15 protein-coding genes are annotated in these 17,342 nt (G+C 33.5%); 14 read left to right on the top strand and 1 reads right to left on the bottom strand.

Going from position 1 to position 17,342, the window contains the following annotated elements; all coding sequences use genetic code 11:
• Positions 1 to 28: 28 nt before the first annotated feature.
• From EJA19_RS05000 to EJA19_RS04940, 11 genes are all read left to right on the top strand, one after another.
• The gene (locus EJA19_RS05000) at positions 29 to 400 is read left to right on the top strand and encodes a DUF779 domain-containing protein (protein ID WP_125467259.1); all 372 of its coding nucleotides are present in this window, start codon (positions 29 to 31) and stop codon (positions 398 to 400) included.
• A gap of 133 nt (positions 401 to 533) precedes the next feature.
• Positions 534 to 953 (top strand): transposase-like zinc-binding domain-containing protein, encoded by a 420-nt coding sequence (locus EJA19_RS04995; RefSeq protein ID WP_158611354.1) that lies wholly within the window; start codon positions 534 to 536, stop codon positions 951 to 953.
• A gap of 111 nt (positions 954 to 1,064) precedes the next feature.
• Positions 1,065 to 2,315: a hypothetical protein gene (locus EJA19_RS04990; protein WP_125467257.1), complete on the top strand. Its 1,251-nt coding sequence runs from the start codon at positions 1,065 to 1,067 to the stop codon at positions 2,313 to 2,315.
• A 12-nt stretch (positions 2,316 to 2,327) separates the two neighbouring features.
• Complete coding sequence (locus EJA19_RS04985; RefSeq protein ID WP_125467256.1) at positions 2,328 to 2,588, top strand: DUF4212 domain-containing protein; 261 nt, start codon at positions 2,328 to 2,330, stop codon at positions 2,586 to 2,588.
• A gap of 24 nt (positions 2,589 to 2,612) precedes the next feature.
• Positions 2,613 to 4,391: a sodium:solute symporter family protein gene (locus tag EJA19_RS04980; RefSeq protein WP_125467255.1), complete on the top strand. Its 1,779-nt coding sequence runs from the start codon at positions 2,613 to 2,615 to the stop codon at positions 4,389 to 4,391.
• Positions 4,392 to 4,673: 282 nt separating this feature from the next.
• Positions 4,674 to 7,361 (top strand): sensor histidine kinase, encoded by a 2,688-nt coding sequence (locus EJA19_RS04970; protein ID WP_125467253.1) that lies wholly within the window; start codon positions 4,674 to 4,676, stop codon positions 7,359 to 7,361.
• Positions 7,362 to 7,377: 16 nt separating this feature from the next.
• Complete coding sequence (locus EJA19_RS04965; RefSeq protein ID WP_125467252.1) at positions 7,378 to 7,743, top strand: response regulator; 366 nt, start codon at positions 7,378 to 7,380, stop codon at positions 7,741 to 7,743.
• A 273-nt stretch (positions 7,744 to 8,016) separates the two neighbouring features.
• Positions 8,017 to 9,915, top strand: a complete 1,899-nt coding sequence (locus tag EJA19_RS12770) for an acetate--CoA ligase (RefSeq protein WP_125467250.1) — start codon at positions 8,017 to 8,019, stop codon at positions 9,913 to 9,915.
• A gap of 21 nt (positions 9,916 to 9,936) precedes the next feature.
• Positions 9,937 to 11,844, top strand: a complete 1,908-nt coding sequence (gene acs, locus EJA19_RS12765) for an acetate--CoA ligase (protein WP_125467249.1) — start codon at positions 9,937 to 9,939, stop codon at positions 11,842 to 11,844.
• Between the two features lie 72 nt (positions 11,845 to 11,916).
• Positions 11,917 to 12,501 (top strand): Crp/Fnr family transcriptional regulator, encoded by a 585-nt coding sequence (locus tag EJA19_RS04945; RefSeq protein WP_125467248.1) that lies wholly within the window; start codon positions 11,917 to 11,919, stop codon positions 12,499 to 12,501.
• Positions 12,502 to 12,608: 107 nt separating this feature from the next.
• Complete coding sequence (locus tag EJA19_RS04940; protein ID WP_125467247.1) at positions 12,609 to 13,169, top strand: YceI family protein; 561 nt, start codon at positions 12,609 to 12,611, stop codon at positions 13,167 to 13,169.
• A gap of 24 nt (positions 13,170 to 13,193) precedes the next feature.
• On the opposite strand, the gene EJA19_RS04935 is transcribed toward EJA19_RS04940, so the two are convergent.
• The gene (locus tag EJA19_RS04935; RefSeq protein ID WP_206075160.1) at positions 13,194 to 14,420 is read right to left on the bottom strand and encodes a multidrug effflux MFS transporter; all 1,227 of its coding nucleotides are present in this window, start codon (positions 14,418 to 14,420) and stop codon (positions 13,194 to 13,196) included.
• 137 nt (positions 14,421 to 14,557) lie between these two features.
• Here EJA19_RS04935 and EJA19_RS04930 point away from each other — a divergent pair, with 137 nt between their 5' ends.
• From EJA19_RS04930 to EJA19_RS12700, 3 genes are all read left to right on the top strand, one after another.
• A complete protein-coding gene (locus tag EJA19_RS04930; protein ID WP_125467246.1) occupies positions 14,558 to 15,649 on the top strand; it encodes a sensor histidine kinase in 1,092 nt (363 codons plus the stop codon).
• A gap of 5 nt (positions 15,650 to 15,654) precedes the next feature.
• The gene (locus EJA19_RS04925) at positions 15,655 to 16,971 is read left to right on the top strand and encodes a sigma-54-dependent transcriptional regulator (protein ID WP_125467245.1); all 1,317 of its coding nucleotides are present in this window, start codon (positions 15,655 to 15,657) and stop codon (positions 16,969 to 16,971) included.
• 190 nt (positions 16,972 to 17,161) lie between these two features.
• The gene (locus EJA19_RS12700) at positions 17,162 to 17,332 is read left to right on the top strand and encodes a hypothetical protein (protein WP_158611352.1); all 171 of its coding nucleotides are present in this window, start codon (positions 17,162 to 17,164) and stop codon (positions 17,330 to 17,332) included.
• Positions 17,333 to 17,342 lie beyond the last annotated feature (10 nt).

The raw sequence follows: 17,342 nt of genomic DNA, 5'->3' as shown, positions 1-17,342 counted from the left end.
TCAGCCTTTTTTTATTAAATTTATAAATATGGAAAGAATAGCGATAACAGAAGCAGCTGCTAAAGTTGTGAGACAATTAAAAGAGAAACATGGCGAACTCATTTTTCATCAAAGTGGTGGGTGTTGCGATGGGTCCTCCCCAATGATTTTTGAAAAAGACGACATGTATTTAGATGAAAGTGATGTGTTGTTAGGAGAGCTGGAAGGCGTTAGTTTTTATATGAATATTGACCAATTTGAATACTGGAAACATACGCATTTAACTATAGATATTACCGAAGGTCGTGGCGCAAGCTTTTCTTTAGAGATTCCCTTAGGATTACGGTTTATAATTCATTCAAGATTATTAACAGAAGACGAAGAAGCGTTTTTTAATCCAGATTCTAGCATAATAGGTTAAAATAGGTTATTTGTTAGTATTTTGACATTTTTGCCTTTGTTTTATTAGGGTGTTCGTACTTTTTTATCAATTAAATTAACGTATTTATATTTTAATGTTGCTAAATTACTATATTTATGCAAAATTACTATACATGAAAATAAATCTTTGTCCTAATTGTGGTTCCGATGCTTATATTAAAAGCGGTATAGTTAATAATAGGCAACGTTATAAATGTAAAAGTTGTGGTTACTTTTTTACGGTAAATAAGCTAGGAAAAAAAATAGATGATTATTACGTTAATAAAGCATTGCAGCTGTATTTAGAGGGGTTAACGTATCGTGAGATTGAACGCATTTTAGGAATCTCGCATGTAAGTATAATGAACTGGGTTAAAAAGTATAACGTTAAAAGACCGTACAAAACAGATTATCATCCTACATATAAAATATTAAACGCTCAAGAATTAGCTAAATACTTCTCGGATGCAGCTAATTTAACAGGGGCAGGAGTGCTAGTTACAGAGCTTGGAGATAAGTTTATGTTAATAAAATGGGAGCGTTTCAAAGATTAGATATATATAATTAACAAAAAGATATATTAATTTTTTGTTAATACAGTGTTTTTAAGAGATTAGCTAAGCACACAAAACCATAATGTTAATTAACTAATCTTTTTAAAACTTATGAGAAAAACACTGTATTTACTGGCTGGAAGTATCTTTTTTTTCAGCCAGTTTATGTTTTCACAAGGTTCTCCAGATTATAATGGCGGATTTAAGGTGAAATTTGATGAAGAAGGTAAAAAGTACTTTCGTATCTTATCTTGGGCTCAGGTTCAAGGATCCTACAGCGATGATGTTCCAGAAGAATCCAGTAAACTAAATTTTAACTTACGGCGCGCAAGAGTTTTAATGTATGCGCAGATTAATGACAAATTTCTCATTTTAACACATTTTGGATTAAATAGCTTAAACGCATCCAATATGAGTGCTGTAGGAACAGGAAACAATTCTCAACTTTTCTTTCACGATGTTTGGGCACAATACAACATTACTAAAAATCACTCCATTGGTGGTGGTTTGCATTATTTTAATGGTATTTCCCGACTTAACAATCAAAGTACGTTAAATATGATGACGATGGATAATAATCGTCAATCATGGGCTACAATTGGGCTTTCAGACCAGTTTGCGAGACACATGGGTGTTTTTGCTAAAGGAAAAATTGGGAAGTTGCAATACCGATTGGCTATTAATGATGCTATTTCAAACTCCTTAGATGTTCAAAATAGAGTAGCTTATAATGCCGATGGAAGTCCAAATATTTCAGAAAACACAACATATTATGCCGGACGAGAATTATTAGGCTCTAAAGATGCCGGTAAGTGTTATGCAGGGTATTTTGATTATCATTTCTTAGATGAAGAATCTAATTTTTTACCCTATAAAGTAGGAACTTATCTAGGAGGAAAACGCATATTTAATGTTGGAGCAGGATTCTTTTTACATCCAGAAGGCGCTGTTAGAATGGAAGGAACAGAACTAAAAGGCGAGGATGTATCTATTTTTGCTATTGATGCTTTTTACGATAGTCCTTTAGGGGAAAATGGAAGTGCCATTACTGCGTACGCAACATTTCAATCAAACGATTATGGCGAAGACTATTTATATAGTGCTTACGGAACAGGCTCTATGATTTATGGTCACGTAGGATATGTATTACCAGGAGATGTGACAAAACCTAGATTTCAGCCTTATGTTTCTTTTGCCTCAAATAGTTACGATGGCGCTAATGATAATAGAGATGTTTTAGGAATAGGAGCTAATGCATATTTCAGTGGTCACAATTCAAAACTAACATTGGAATATAAGAATCAGAAATTTGGAGATTCTAATGTAGGTTCTGTAACCCTTCAAGCAATGATTTATTTATAAAAACTAACAGATATGACAGATAAACAAAAACATGCAACGGCGTATTGGAAAGAAAACTTAAAGTACTTAATTATTTTACTAAGTGTTTGGTTTGTGGTTTCTTATGGCGCTGGAATATTGTTTAAAGATGCTTTAAACAATATTAGGTTAGGCGGATTTAAACTAGGCTTTTGGTTCGCACAACAAGGATCCATCTATGTATTCGTAATACTCATTTTCGTTTACGTAAGACTTATGAACAAATTAGATAAAAAATACGGCTTCGACGAGTAGCCTTTAACAAAAAAATAAACAATTATGAGTGTACAAACGTGGACTTGGATATTAGTAGGAGTAACTTTTGCCCTATATTTTGGAATTGCTATTTGGGCTAGGGCAGGCTCTACAAAAGATTTTTATGTAGCTGGTGGAGGGGTTTCTCCTTTAGCAAATGGAATGGCGACTGCAGCCGATTGGATGAGCGCAGCGTCTTTTATATCAATGGCAGGAATTATTTCTTTTGCAGGATATGATGGCTCTGTTTACCTTATGGGATGGACAGGAGGCTATGTGCTTTTAGCGCTATTATTAGCGCCCTATTTACGAAAATTTGGAAAATTTACAGTGCCAGATTTTATAGGTGATCGTTATTATTCTAACGGCGCAAGAACAGTAGCTGTTATATGTGCTTTAATTGTGTCATTTACCTATGTAGCTGGACAAATGAGAGGCGTTGGTATTGTGTTTTCACAATTCCTTCAAGTAGATATTAATACAGGTGTTGTTATTGGTATGGCTGTAGTATTGGTCTTTGCTTTCTTAGGAGGAATGAAAGGAATTACTTACACGCAAGTAGCACAGTATTGTGTGTTAATATTTGCGTTTATGGTGCCTGCATTCTTTATCTCAATGCAAATGACTGGGAACCCAATTCCTCAAATAGGAATGGGAGGCAAACTAGAAGGTGGAATGTATCTCTTAGATAAATTAGATACGTTGCATACAGAATTAGGATTTAATGAATACACTAGTGGTACAAAATCGACTTGGGATGTGTTTGCCATTACACTAGCCTTAATGGTTGGAACAGCTGGATTACCGCATGTAATTGTAAGGTTTTTTACAGTGCCAAAGGTTAAAGATGCTAGAAAGTCGGCAGGATATGCATTGTTTTTAATCGCTATTCTTTATACAACAGCGCCAGCCATTTCTGTTTTTGCCAGAACTAACTTAATCGATACTGTAAGTAACACAAAATATACTGAAGTTCCTGAATGGTTTAAAAACTGGGAGAATACGGGTTTAATTGGTTGGAGTGATAAAAATGGTGATGGAAAAATTCAATATGTTGCTGGAAGTGCTATTGAAGGGAAAAATCCGTTATTTTCAGATGGTAGAGGAACTCACGGCGAACGTGTGTTAAAAAATGTGAATGCAAACACAGAGAATGAATTATATGTAGATAGAGATATTATGGTACTTGCCAACCCAGAAATTGCGAAGTTGCCTAATTGGGTAATAGCTTTAGTTGCAGCTGGTGGTTTAGCAGCAGCATTATCAACAGCAGCAGGATTATTATTGGTAATTTCAACATCCATATCACATGATTTGATTAAGAAACAACTTAAACCAGATATTTCAGAAAAAGGCGAACTATGGGCAGCAAGATTAGCTATTTTAGTAGCTATTATTATTGCAGGGTTATTTGGGATTTACCCTCCTGGTTTTGTAGCGGCAGTAGTTGCTTTGGCCTTTGGTTTGGCAGCAGCATCTTTCTTCCCAGCCATTATTCTCGGAATTTTTGATAAACGCATGAATAAGCAAGGCGCCATCTCAGGAATGGTTGTAGGTATTGTATTAATGTTATTTTATATGGTACGCTATAAAACAGGTTTAATTGGTGTTTTTGAACCAAGACCGTCAAGCGAATGGTGGTTTGGTACCTCTCCAGAAGGTTTTGGTACTGTAGCCATGATTGTTAATGTGGTAGTTTCTGTAGTTGTTTCAAGATTAACACCACCGCCACCACAAGAAGTGCAGGAAATAGTAGAGCATATACGAATTCCAAGTGGCGCAGGTGAAGCAACACACCACTAATTCTTTTTATTTTAAGTTAATTTAGTTAGTAAAAACAGTGTTATGGTAGTCATAACACTGTTTTTTTATTAAATTTAGACACTCACATTTAAAGTATGAAAAAACGACATGAACAAAAATTAGTAGTATTATCAATTGTATTATGCTTACTGTTTAATCTGCCTTTTATTTTTGTGTTTAACTTAAATGGAAACCTTTTAGGGATTCCAATTTTTTATGTCTCCATTTTTTCTATTTGGTTATTATCAATTATAATTTCATATATCGTTCTAAAAAAGCATTATGAGTAATTACATTCTAATAACCATTATTGTTTTTTATTTAGCCTTTTTGTTCTTCTTAGCCTTTAAAACGGAAAGAAACACAAAAAGTAAATGGGTAAACAACCCTTATGTTTATGCTTTATCTCTGGCTGTTTATTGTACCGCATGGACATATTATGGGAGTATAGGTATTGCGGCTAACTCTGGTGTAGATTTCTTGCCAATTTACTTAGGTCCTGTAATTGCAGCACCACTTTGGGTTGTTGTTTTAAGAAAGATAATACGTATTTCTAAGCAACATAATATTTCTTCGATTGCCGATTTTATTTCACTACGTTATGGTAACAATAGGTTTCTAGGAGCTTTAATTACTATTATTTGTTTCTTAGCTATTTTGCCTTACATTTCATTGCAACTAAAGGCAATATCTGGAAGTTTTGAAGTTATCGCAGATGAAACCAGTTACATATCTACAAGTATATGGGACGATTCAACATTCTACATCGCGTTTTTATTAGCTGTTTTTGCCACATTTTTTGGAACTCAAGCAACCGATGCATCAGAAAAGCATCGTGGTATTGTAGCTACTGTGGCGTTGGAATCCATTTTTAAAATAGGGTTCTTCCTAATTGTAGGGGTTTATGTGACTTATTGGTTATTTGATGGACCACAAGATGTACTAACAAAATTTTCTGAAATAGATAATATTGAAACCTTAACCACGATACCTAATTTAGAAGGAGGCCTTAATTGGTTTTTCATGATAGCCTTATCCTTTTTCGCTATTTTTCTTTTACCTAGGCAATTTCAAATCAGTGTTATAGAAAACACAAGAGAAAAGCATTTAAAAACAGCTATTTGGTTGTTCCCGTTGTATTTATTGCTGTTTAATTTGTTTGTAGTATTTATTGCATTTGGCGGAAGATTGTTGTTAGGCGATGTAGCTCATGCAGAATATTACACCTTATTATTACCGCTAAGTCAAGATAATGTGTTTTTAGCCATGTTGGTTTTTTTAGGCGGATTTTCGGCGGTAATTTCAATGGTAGTTGTTTCAACCTTAGCTTTATCAACAATGGTAAGTAACAATCTAATTATTCCTTATGGATTTTTAGATAAGTTTATTAGAAATCACCCTGAAAAAAATGCGTACTACATCAAGAATATTCGTCGTATTTCTATTTTCTTAATAATTATTTTAGCTTATGTTTTTTATTACAATTTTTCTATAGAGAGTTCTTTAATTTCAATTGGCTTGGTATCCTTTGTTATTGTGGCTCAGTTAGCACCATCTTTTTTTCTTGGTTTGTATTGGAATCGTGGCTCTGCAAGAGCTTCCATAGTTGGCATTGTAATAGGATTTTTAATAACGATTTATACTTTAATTTTACCATTTACAATCAACATTATATCGGGGTCAAATAGTTTTGTTGAAAATGGGTTGTTTGGAATAGAATACTTAAAACCTTATGAGCTATTTGGAATTAATTTTCTTAATCCATACGCACATGCTATGTTTTGGAGCTTAAGCTTCAACTTAGCGTTTTATCTTGTGTTATCATTGGTGTATCGTGGGAATTATCGAGAACGAAATTATGCCGAAATGTTTGTGGATAGTAAAAATTATTCTTCGCTACAAGATAATGCGTTAGTATGGAAGGGTGAGGCTTATGTGGCCGATATCAAAAATGTATTAGAAAAATTTTTAGGAGAAAGAGAAGCTAATCGAGCCCTAAAAGTATTTTTTACGAAATATAATTTACCAAAAGATACCCAAATAGCCGATGCTAGATTAATTAACTTTTCTGAAAAGCTATTAACAGGAACCATAGGAAGTGCATCTGCCAAAATACTAATTTCAAGTGTTGTTAAAGAAGAAGAAGTAAGCTTGGTAGAGGTGTTGAAGGTTTTAGAGGAGTCAAAAGAAACCATAGCAAGAAATAAAATGCTTCGTGAAAAGTCGGCAGCTTTAACCAGTTTAACAAATCAATTACGGGAAGCTAATTTAGAATTGTTAAATAAAGACCAGCAAAAGGATGAGTTTTTAGACACTGTAGCACATGAGTTAAAAACACCAATTACAGGAATTAGAGCATCAACAGAATTGGTTTTGGAAGATAATGATATGCCAGAACAGATACGCGAACAGTTTTTAAGTAATATCTTGCAGGATAGCGATAGGTTATCAAGGTTAATAAATAGTATTTTAGATTTCGAAAAACTATCAAAAGGAAAAACGACACTCGATGTTAAAAATAACGATATACAGCAAGTTGTAAAAAAGGCAATTCAGGTCGTAAAACACCTAGCCGATAAAAAAGAGGTGAAAATAGTCAACAAGAATCCGCATAAACTATTTTTAGAGTTTGATCAAGACCGTTTGCTGCAAGTAGTTACAAATTTACTGTCTAATGCTATAAAATTTTGCCCAGAAAAACATGGCGTTATTACTATCGATTACAAAATGGCAAATAAGAGTATCGAGTTTTCGGTATCAGATAACGGAAATGGTATTCCTCCTGAAGACATTGGTTTTATTTTCGATAAGTTTTATCAATCCAAAAATCAAAATACCAAAAAACCAGAAGGTAGCGGTTTAGGATTGGCTATTTGTAAACAGATTATAGAGCAACACCAAGGAAACATCTGGGTTGATGAAACCTATAAAAATGGTGCAAAGTTTGTTTTTAAATTACCATTTAAGTAACTTGTAACCCCAATATATGAATAGGAAAATTTTAATTGTTGATGATGAGCCAAATATAGTAATGACCTTAGAATATGCCTTTAAAAAACAAGGCTTTGAAGTGTTTATTGCTAGAGATGGAACCGAAGCATTACAAATTTTAGAAACTAATATTCCTAATGTTATATTATTGGATATTATGATGCCTAAGGTAGATGGTTATGAAACCTTAGAATTTATCAAGAAAAAAGACAGTTTATCACAAGTAAAAGTGGTATTTTTAACTGCAAAGCATAAAGCTTCAGATATTGAGAAAGGCTTAAAACTAGGAGCAGATAAATATTTAACTAAGCCGTTTTCAATAAAGAAAATAATTTCGGAAGTACTAGATTTACTTAATTAACATTTGGTTTTGTGTGCAAATTAAACCTATGTATAATTAAAGTTAGTTTATTATGAAATTCCGTGTTGGACCCCTAGCATCAGATATTATTATAGCTGTATATGCTCTAGGGTCTTTATATCTTCGTTTTAAGTTTGAAAGTCAAACACCCATAAGCCCGTTAAACTCCATAGTCATGGGGGTGTGTTTTGTTGTAATTATTTGGGCATTAATCAAATTAAAGGTCTTAAATCCCAACTGGTTTGGATTGTTTAATTCTAATAAATCAAGACTATGAATTATTTAGAATTTTATAAAAACAGTATAGAGAATCCAGAATCGTTTTGGTTATCACAAGCCAAACAACTCGATTGGTATAAACTACCAAAAAAATGTCTTTCTAAAGACACCAACGATTATTATCAGTGGTTTGAAGATGGGGAACTAAACTTAAGTTACTTATGTGTTGACAAGCATATAAATGATGGCTACGGAAACGACAATGCTATAATATATGATTCTCCAGTAACAAATACCAAAAGAGCGATAACTTATAACGAATTAAAGGAAGAAGTATCGCGATTAGCGGGAGGTTTAAAAAACCTAGGGATAGAAAAAGGTGACACCGTTATTATTTACATGCCTATGATTCCGCAGGCGTTGTTTGCCATGTTAGCTTGTGCTAGAATAGGCGCTATTCACTCAGTAGTTTTTGGCGGATTTGCACCACACGAACTTGCCATAAGAATAGACGACTGTAAACCTAAAGCTATTATTACGGCAACTTGCGGTATAGAAATTAAACGTATTATACCATATAAGCCATTTGTAGACGAAGCTATAAGCCAAGCGTCTCATAAACCCAATCAGGTGGTTATTTTTGATAGAGGTATTGATGTAGAAAGAACGCAAAAAACGTACGATATAGATTATCAGGAATTAATATACAACTCAAAACCAGTACATCCTGTTTCAGTCAAAGCAACACATCCATCTTATATTTTATATACATCAGGAACAACAGGAAAGCCCAAAGGAATTATTAGAGATACGGGAGGTTATGCTACGGCATTAAAATTTTCTATGAAATATATTTATGGGGTTGACGAAGGCGATGTGTTTTGGGCAGCAAGCGATGTAGGTTGGGTTGTAGGACATAGCTATATTGTGTACGGCCCATTATTAAATAGAAATACAACCATTCTTTTTGAAGGGAAACCTATTAAAACACCAGACGCTTCTACGTTTTGGAGAGTAATAAGCGAGCATCAAGTAAAAGTTATGTTTACGGCACCAACTGCTATTCGCGCTATAAAAAAGGAAGATCATGATGGTGATTTTATCAATAAATATGATTTATCTTGTCTTAAATATCAGTTTTTAGCTGGAGAACGCTGTGATGTAGCTACCTTAACATGGACGAAAAATCATTTAAAAGTTCCTGTTATCGATCACTGGTGGCAAACCGAATCAGGATGGCCTATGTTGGCTAATATGGTTGGTGTAGAATTGCAAGACGTTAAGCCAGGCTCTGCAGGAATGCCTGTTTGTGGGTATGATATTGTTATTTTAGATGAACATGGAGAGGAAGTCTCTGCAGGTGTAGAAGGTTACGTAGCTGTTAAATTGCCTTTGCCGCCAGGAACATTAATGAATTTATGGGGAAATCCAGAACGCTTTAAAGCAGGTTATTTAAAACGTTTCCCAGGATATTATTTTTCAGGAGATGGTGGTTATAAAGACGAAGATGGCTATGTGTTTATAACAGGTCGCGTAGATGATATTATTAATGTCGCAGGACACAGACTATCAACGGCCGAAATGGAAGAGGTTGTAGCATCTCATAAGGATGTAGCAGAATGTGCTGTGTTTGGAATTCATTGTGAAATTAAGGGACAAAAACCATTAGGATTAATTGTTTTAAAATCTCAAGATGTCGATAATGAAGCTACTATTACATCAGAAGTTATTCAAGACGTAAGGCAAGAAATTGGCGCTGTAGCATCGTTTAAAGAGGTGTTAGTAGTAAAACGATTACCAAAAACACGATCGGGAAAAATTCTTCGTAAATTGTTGCGTCAAATGGCAGACGATTTATCATTTAACATCCCTTCAACAATAGATGACACGAACATAATTCAAGAAATACAATCAGTTTACAAAAAAAATCAAATAGGAATTTATAAAAACTAAACTTAATATAAATAAAACATCATGAGTAATTATCATATTAAACATTTGGAAGAATATTATCAGGTTTATAGAAAATCTGTTAGAAACCCAGAAGTATTTTGGGAAGAAGTTGCCGAAGAACATTTTTTATGGCGAAAACGATGGAATAACGTATTACAATGGGATTTTTCTAAACCAGAAATTAAATGGTTTGAAGGTGCCGAACTTAACATTACCGAAAACTGTATTGATAGACACCTAAATACAAGGGGCGATAAAACTGCCATTATTTTTGAACCTAACAACCCAGATGAAGAGACACAACACATATCTTACAGAGAATTGCACGATCGCGTTTGCAGATTTGCCAATGTTTTAAAGGAAAAAGGTATTGGTAAAGGTGATCGCGTTTGTATTTATTTACCTATGATTCCAGAGTTAGCCATTTCAGTTTTAGCTTGTGCCAGAATAGGCGCTATTCATTCGGTTGTATTTGCTGGGTTTTCTTCAACAGCTTTAGCCACACGAATTAATGATAGCGAATGTAAAATGGTCATTACTTCAGATGGATCTTACAGAGGCGCAAAAACGATAGATCTTAAAAGTATTGTAGATGAAGCTTTAGAAGATTGTAGTAGTATAGAAAGCGTTTTAGTAGCAAAGCGAATTAATAGCGATATTAAAATGAAAGAAGGTCGCGACTATTGGTTACAACCTTTATTGGATGAAGCTTATCATGATTGCGACCCAGAGGTTATGGATGCAGAAGATCCGTTGTTTATTTTGTATACATCAGGCTCTACAGGAAAACCAAAAGGTATGGTGCATTCTAGTGGCGGATATATGGTTTATACAGCTTATACTTTTAAAAATGTTTTTCAATATAGAGAGGATGACGTGTATTGGTGTACAGCAGATATTGGCTGGATTACCGGTCATAGTTATATTGTTTATGGCCCATTATTAAATGGCGCAACAACCCTAATGTTCGAAGGTGTTCCAAGTTACCCAGACTTCGGGCGTTTTTGGGAAATTGTAGATAAACATCAAGTAAATCAATTTTACACAGCACCAACAGCTATTAGAGCTTTGGCTAAAGAAGGAATGGATCATGTAGAAAAATATGATTTATCTTCATTAAAAGTTTTAGGAACCGTAGGTGAACCTATAAACGAAGAGGCTTGGCACTGGTACGATGATAATATAGGTAAGAAAAAAGCACCTATTGTAGATACGTGGTGGCAAACCGAAACAGGAGGTATTATGATTTCACCTATACCATTTGCAACACCAACAAAACCTACCTATGCAACACTACCGTTTATTGGTATACAACCTGCTTTAATGGACGAAAATGGCGAAGAAATAAAAGGAAATCAAGTCGATGGACGATTATGTATTAAGTATCCATGGCCATCAATGGCGCGTACTATTTGGGGAGATCACCAAAGATATAAAGATACCTATTTCTCTGCTTTTGAAAATATGTATTTTACTGGTGATGGGGCCTTACGTGATGAGGTAGGCTATTATAGAATTACAGGGCGTGTAGACGATGTTGTTATTGTGTCTGGACATAACTTAGGAACAGCACCAATTGAAGACGCTATTAACGAGCATCCAGCAGTTTCCGAAAGTGCTATTGTAGGATTCCCTCATGATATTAAAGGAAATGCGTTGTATGGCTATGTTATTTTAAAAGAAACAGGCGAAAGTCGTAACCATGATAACCTTCGTAAGGAAATTAATCAGTTAATTACCGAGCAAATTGGCCCTATTGCTAAACTAGATAAAATTCAATTTACCAAAGGCTTGCCAAAAACAAGAAGCGGTAAAATTATGCGTCGCATTTTAAGAAAAATAGCGAGTAAAGATACGTCTAATCTAGGCGATACGAGTACGTTATTAAATCCAGAAGTTGTTCAAGACATTATGGATAACGTACTTTAGAGTATTTAAATTTATAATGAAAGAGCATCCTATTTTTAGGATGCTTTTTTTATTTTTACCTAAAGTAATGCTATGAATTTTCAGCCACTTTTAAATTACATGAAAAACTATGTGTCGTTAACCCAAGAAGAGACCGAATTCTTGGTTAGCAAACTGGTATATCGTAAGTATTTAAAAGGACAATATATACTACAGCAAGGCGATGTTAGCAAGGCGCAATGCTTTATTACAAAAGGATGTACTAAAATGTTTTTTGTCGATGATGAAGGCCAAGAACATATTATTATGTTTTCTATTGAAGATTGGTGGACATCAGATTTAGGAAGTTTTAGTACACAAAGCCCAACCGATTTTAATGTGCAGTGTTTAGAAGATACCGAAACCATTCAATTTCATATAGACTCTATTGAAGAGATTTTCGAAAAAATTCCTAAAATGGAACGTTTTTTTAGACAAATAATCGAAAGAGCTTTTGTGGCATCGCAAAAACGAATTATTAGGAATTTTAGCATGACGGCTAAAGATAGATATGTGTTTTTTAGAGAAACTTATCCAAAAATAGAACAGCGCATTCCACAATATTTAATTGCTTCTTATTTAGGTATAACAAAAGAGTTTTTAAGTAAAATAAAAAGTCAATTAGCACTCGAAAACTAGAATGTTAAACTAGTTTAATATCATTTTATAAACTACTTCATTTTTATTGTTTAGGTCTTGTAGGATCTTTGTACCGTAATAATTAAACAAATTTAAAACGTATACAAATGAAACTATTAACAACTGCTATTATAGCATTAACAGTAATGACAAATCCAATAAAAAAAGAAAAGAAAATGATTAAAGTAGATGAAAGTAAAGTAGAGTGGAAAGGCTATAAAGTAGCCGGATCTCATGAAGGAACAATTAATTTAACCTCAGGAGTACTTGAATTTAACGATGAGACTTTAGTTGGCGGAGAATTTAAAGTAGATATGACGACTATTAGTGCAACAGACTTAGAAGGAGACTACAAAGACAAATTAGATGGTCATTTAAAAAGTGATGATTTTTTTGGTGTTGAAAGCTACCCAGAAGCAACCATTACATTTACAAAAGTAACACCAAAAGGTAAAACGTCTTACACCGTAGAAGGGGATTTAACTATTAAAGGAAAAACTAACACTGTAACTTTCGATATGTCTGTTTATGGGAGCAAAGCAACAGCATCGTTAAAAGTAGACCGTTCTAAGTACGATGTACGTTACGGATCTACAAGCTTTTTCGATAATTTAAAAGATAAAGCAATCTACGATGAGTTTGACTTAAATGTAGATTTACAGTTTTAAAACTCAGATTTAGATTAATAGCCATTAAACCGTTTCTTCTATGGAAGAAGCGGTTTTTTGTTTCACCAAAAACATCATTAATACAGAGATAACTCCGCATACCGAAAAGCCTATAAATAACGGTAACACACTATCGGTAACATAACTCCCTATAAAATTAGCAATTGGTACAGCCATAATAGTTGAAACAAAGCCATTAATAGCAGCGCCAACCCCAGCAATATGACCTACAGGTTCCATGGCTAAGGATCTTAGGTTTCCAAATAAAAACCCAATAGCTATAAACTGAAGCGCAAAAAACATCACCAAAACAGAAAGATCTGGATTTGTACCATTGTGAAAAAGAATAACGTAAAAAATAGAAATAGCACAAAATGCAATGGCTGCTGTTTTGGCTATTTTTTTCATGCCAAAACGTACCACCAAAGCGCTATTTAAAAATGTAGCAAAACCAATAGAAATAGCTAAACTAGCAAAAATATAAGGAAACAAATCGGCTAGCTTATATTGGTGTTCAAAAATTTGTTGCGAAGTGCTTAAATACACCATAAACGACCCTGTAATAAAACCAGAAATTAACGTGTAAACAATAGCGCTTTGGTGTTTTAAAAATTCCTTAGTGCCATTAACAAATAAACCAACAGATAGTTTTGTACGTTTATTCTCTGGAAGTGTTTCAGGTTGTTTTTTCCAAAACCAAAACATCACTAAACAGCCGTAAATTAAGTTAAGGTTAAAAATAGAATGCCAATCAAAAAACGTAATTAAAAATTGACCTATAGTTGGTGCAACTACAGGAACCAAAATAAAAACCATAACGACAATAGACATTACTCTAGCCATGTAATCGCCACTATATGTATCGCGAACCATAGAAATACTTATGGTTCTAGGGGCAGCCAAGCCAACACCTTGTAAAATGCGGCCAAAAATCATCATTTCAAAGCTGTTGGTCATTACGCAAACAATACTTGCTATAACGAATAAAATGAAGCCTGTGTAAATAATAGGTTTTCTACCAAAACTATCCGAAAGTGGCCCGAAAATAAGTTGTCCAATACCAAGTCCCAGAAAAATCATCGTAATTAATAACTGATTTTTAGAAACATCGGTGACGTTAAGGTCGTTAGCAATATCTGGTAAAGCAGGTAATAAAGCATCAATACTTAAGGCAACAATAGCCATTAGCGATGCCATTAAGCCAATAAATTCTAAATTAACTTTGTGTTTAGGTGAAGCGGAATCTTGCATAATGCAAAGGTACCTTTAAATATTTTTTCCAAATATTATCTTTTCATAAAGAGTTCTTAAAGTTTAAAGGGTTTATAAAAACCTACTATTCTTTTGATGAATTAAAACCGTAATTTTGTATTAAGATACTAACTTGTATGAATATTTCAACTGAAGAGAAATTAAAAGAACGCATAAAAGAACTCACTTGTTTATATGAGATAAGTTCTTATATGGCAAATTCTAACCTAGATAATTTGCAACCTACATTACAAGCAATTTGTAAAAGCTTAAAAAAAGCGGTACAATTTCCAGAGGATGTGTCGGTAGAATTAATAGTAGAAAACTATAATTTGCACGAAGGGAGAGCAACAGATGGAAAAGTTAATATGTTAGCCAAAATTAACGCATTTAAAACGTCTATAGGAGCAATAAGTATTGGGTATTCAAAAGCTAAGTATACCACAAATAGTTTTTTAAACGAAGAACGTCAGTTGTTAGAAACAATAGGTTTAGAAATAGGTAAATTATTTGAAAGAAAACAAATAACCGAACGTGAAATTCGCACAAAACAGCAAGTTGAAAGAGCAGATAGATTATCAATTCTAGGCGAGATTACTGCAGGAATAGCACATGAATTAAACACGCCTTTGGCAAATATTTTAGGGTATGCCGAATTAGTAAAAGAACAAACACAGGATAATAATACTATAGTTAAAGATTTAGACAAAATTATTAATAGTGCCATATATTCTAGAGAGGTTGTGAAAAAGTTAATGTTTTTTTCTTGCGAAATGCCGCAGCATAAAACAAAAACCAATATTGTACCTGTTGTTGCAGAAGCTATTAAATTACTAAAACCTAATTTTTCTAAAAAGCAACTGTCTTGTTTTTTACAAACGCAAACAGATAACGTTTTTTATAAGGTTGATACTATACAATTAACGCAAGTAGTGTTTAATATTGTAATGAATGCCATATACTTTTCTCCAGAAAAAGGGAAAATAGAAGTGAAATTATATGAAGATAACAACAATATTTATATAGATATTTCAGATGAAGGAGAAGGTATAGAGTCTGCGAAATCAGAATTAGTTTTTAATCCATTCTATTCAACAAAAGATGTCGGTGAAGGTACAGGGTTAGGATTAAGTGTAGTACATGGTATTATGCAAAGTCACCAAGGAAGTATTACACACCAACCTAATCATCCAAAAGGAACCATTTTTAAATTAGTTTTTCCAAAATAAAAAGCATGCCATTACACAAAGAAAATATATTAATTGTAGATGACGACATTCATATTTTAGAGTTGTTACAACGTCATTTAACAGCGTTAGATTTTTATACGTTTAAAGCAGTTTCAGTAAAAGAAGCGCTTACAATTCTTCAAAGTAGAACTATCGATTTACTAATTACCGATCTTAATATGCCAGGTGTAGATGGTATGCAACTTATAAAATATACCTCAGAGCATTTCCCGAAACTACCAAAACTAGTCATTACAGGCTACCCTTCTGTTGATGGTGCTTTAGAAGCCATGAAATCTGGTGTTGTAGAATATTTAACTAAACCTTTTACTAAAGACGAATTAAAGCAGGCAATTGCAATTTCTTTAAAAGAAAAAAAGCCAAAAGTTACTAAAACACCACGTCAGCAAAATGCTTATGGTGAAATTATAGGTAATTCTAAAGCTATTAAATCTGTAACTCAAATTATAGATCGTGTTAAAGATAATAAGGCCACAGTACTAATTAATGGTGAAAGTGGTACAGGAAAAGAATTGGTGGCTAGAGCCATTCATTATAATGGTAAATATGCATCAGCACCATTTGTTGCTGTTAATTGTGGCGCCATACCAGAAAACCTCTTAGAGTCAGAATTATTTGGTTATGTAAAAGGCGCTTTTACAGGAGCAAATGAAGATAGAAAAGGGTTTTTTCAAGCAGCACATAAAGGCACAATCTTTTTAGATGAAATAGGCAATGCCTCTATGGCGACACAATTACGATTGTTAAGAGTGCTTCAAGAAAAAGAAGTAGTTAGAGTAGGAGCGCAAAAAGTAGAACCTGTAGATGTTAGGATTATTGCAGCAACCAATTTTAATTTAGAGTCTAGAATAGCGAGTCAAAAATTTAGAGAAGACTTGTTTTATCGATTAACCGTTGTGCAAATTAATGTTCCGCCACTTAGAGATCGTCTTGAAGATATAGAGCTACTAGTCGATAAGTTTATATTTAAGTATGGTGTGGAATACAAAGATAAACTTATGCCTATAACACAGGAGGCTATAAATATATTAAAGCGTCACCATTGGCCTGGTAATATACGAGAGCTTGAAAATGTAATTCAGCATGCGGTTATTATGAGCGATAAACAAATAACCGTAGACAGTTTACCCGATTATTTAAAATTTACAATAGACTTTCCTAAAGAAACAGCATTACTACCTTTAAAAGCTGTTGAAAAACAACATATTCTTAAGGTTTTGGCCCATACCAATAATAATAAATCTGAAGCAGCTAGAATTCTTCAAATAGACCGAAAAACACTTAGTCAAAAAATTAAGTAACATAACTGTTTTTAGTGTGTAAAATATACACTGTTGGGTAATTTTTACTCAGCATCTACTTTCCTTAAAAATTACTTTAATGTTGCAAACACTTTGTTTTTAGGTGTTTGTCTTTTTGTTGTGAGTTGTCTGCTTATTTTGGTACGTCGCTTGTTATTCTCAAGACACATAAAAAAATACACCTGTAATTATGGAAAAAAGTATATGTATTAATTGTGAGTATAACTTAGACTGTAGTTTTACTTCCGACAAAAAAATTATATGGTCTTGTAATGAGTATTTACTTGCAGGCGAAAACCAAGTCGAAAATAACAAAACAGTTTTAAAACATTCTAACACCAAAAAGTTAGAGCTTATTTAATTTAAATTAT

This window comes from Mangrovimonas spongiae, assembly GCF_003944795.1.
Lineage (GTDB): Bacteria > Bacteroidota > Bacteroidia > Flavobacteriales > Flavobacteriaceae > Mangrovimonas > Mangrovimonas spongiae.
Note: the sequence above shows the minus strand (reverse complement) of the source record. Positions and strands in the feature narration are given on the sequence as shown.

Coding starts and splice junctions, on each gene's coding strand:
- EJA19_RS05000 (WP_125467259.1), top strand. CDS start 29: ATGGAAAGAATAGCGATAACAGAAGCAGCTGCTAAAGTTGTGAGACAA.
- EJA19_RS04965 (WP_125467252.1), top strand. CDS start 7,378: ATGAATAGGAAAATTTTAATTGTTGATGATGAGCCAAATATAGTAATG.
- EJA19_RS04990 (WP_125467257.1), top strand. CDS start 1,065: ATGAGAAAAACACTGTATTTACTGGCTGGAAGTATCTTTTTTTTCAGC.
- EJA19_RS04980 (WP_125467255.1), top strand. CDS start 2,613: ATGAGTGTACAAACGTGGACTTGGATATTAGTAGGAGTAACTTTTGCC.
- EJA19_RS04945 (WP_125467248.1), top strand. CDS start 11,917: ATGAATTTTCAGCCACTTTTAAATTACATGAAAAACTATGTGTCGTTA.
- EJA19_RS04935 (WP_206075160.1), bottom strand. CDS start 14,420: ATGCAAGATTCCGCTTCACCTAAACACAAAGTTAATTTAGAATTTATT.
- EJA19_RS04940 (WP_125467247.1), top strand. CDS start 12,609: ATGAAACTATTAACAACTGCTATTATAGCATTAACAGTAATGACAAAT.
- EJA19_RS04985 (WP_125467256.1), top strand. CDS start 2,328: ATGACAGATAAACAAAAACATGCAACGGCGTATTGGAAAGAAAACTTA.
- EJA19_RS12700 (WP_158611352.1), top strand. CDS start 17,162: ATGGAAAAAAGTATATGTATTAATTGTGAGTATAACTTAGACTGTAGT.
- EJA19_RS04970 (WP_125467253.1), top strand. CDS start 4,674: ATGAGTAATTACATTCTAATAACCATTATTGTTTTTTATTTAGCCTTT.
- EJA19_RS04930 (WP_125467246.1), top strand. CDS start 14,558: ATGAATATTTCAACTGAAGAGAAATTAAAAGAACGCATAAAAGAACTC.
- EJA19_RS12770 (WP_125467250.1), top strand. CDS start 8,017: ATGAATTATTTAGAATTTTATAAAAACAGTATAGAGAATCCAGAATCG.
- acs (WP_125467249.1), top strand. CDS start 9,937: ATGAGTAATTATCATATTAAACATTTGGAAGAATATTATCAGGTTTAT.
- EJA19_RS04925 (WP_125467245.1), top strand. CDS start 15,655: ATGCCATTACACAAAGAAAATATATTAATTGTAGATGACGACATTCAT.
- EJA19_RS04995 (WP_158611354.1), top strand. CDS start 534: ATGAAAATAAATCTTTGTCCTAATTGTGGTTCCGATGCTTATATTAAA.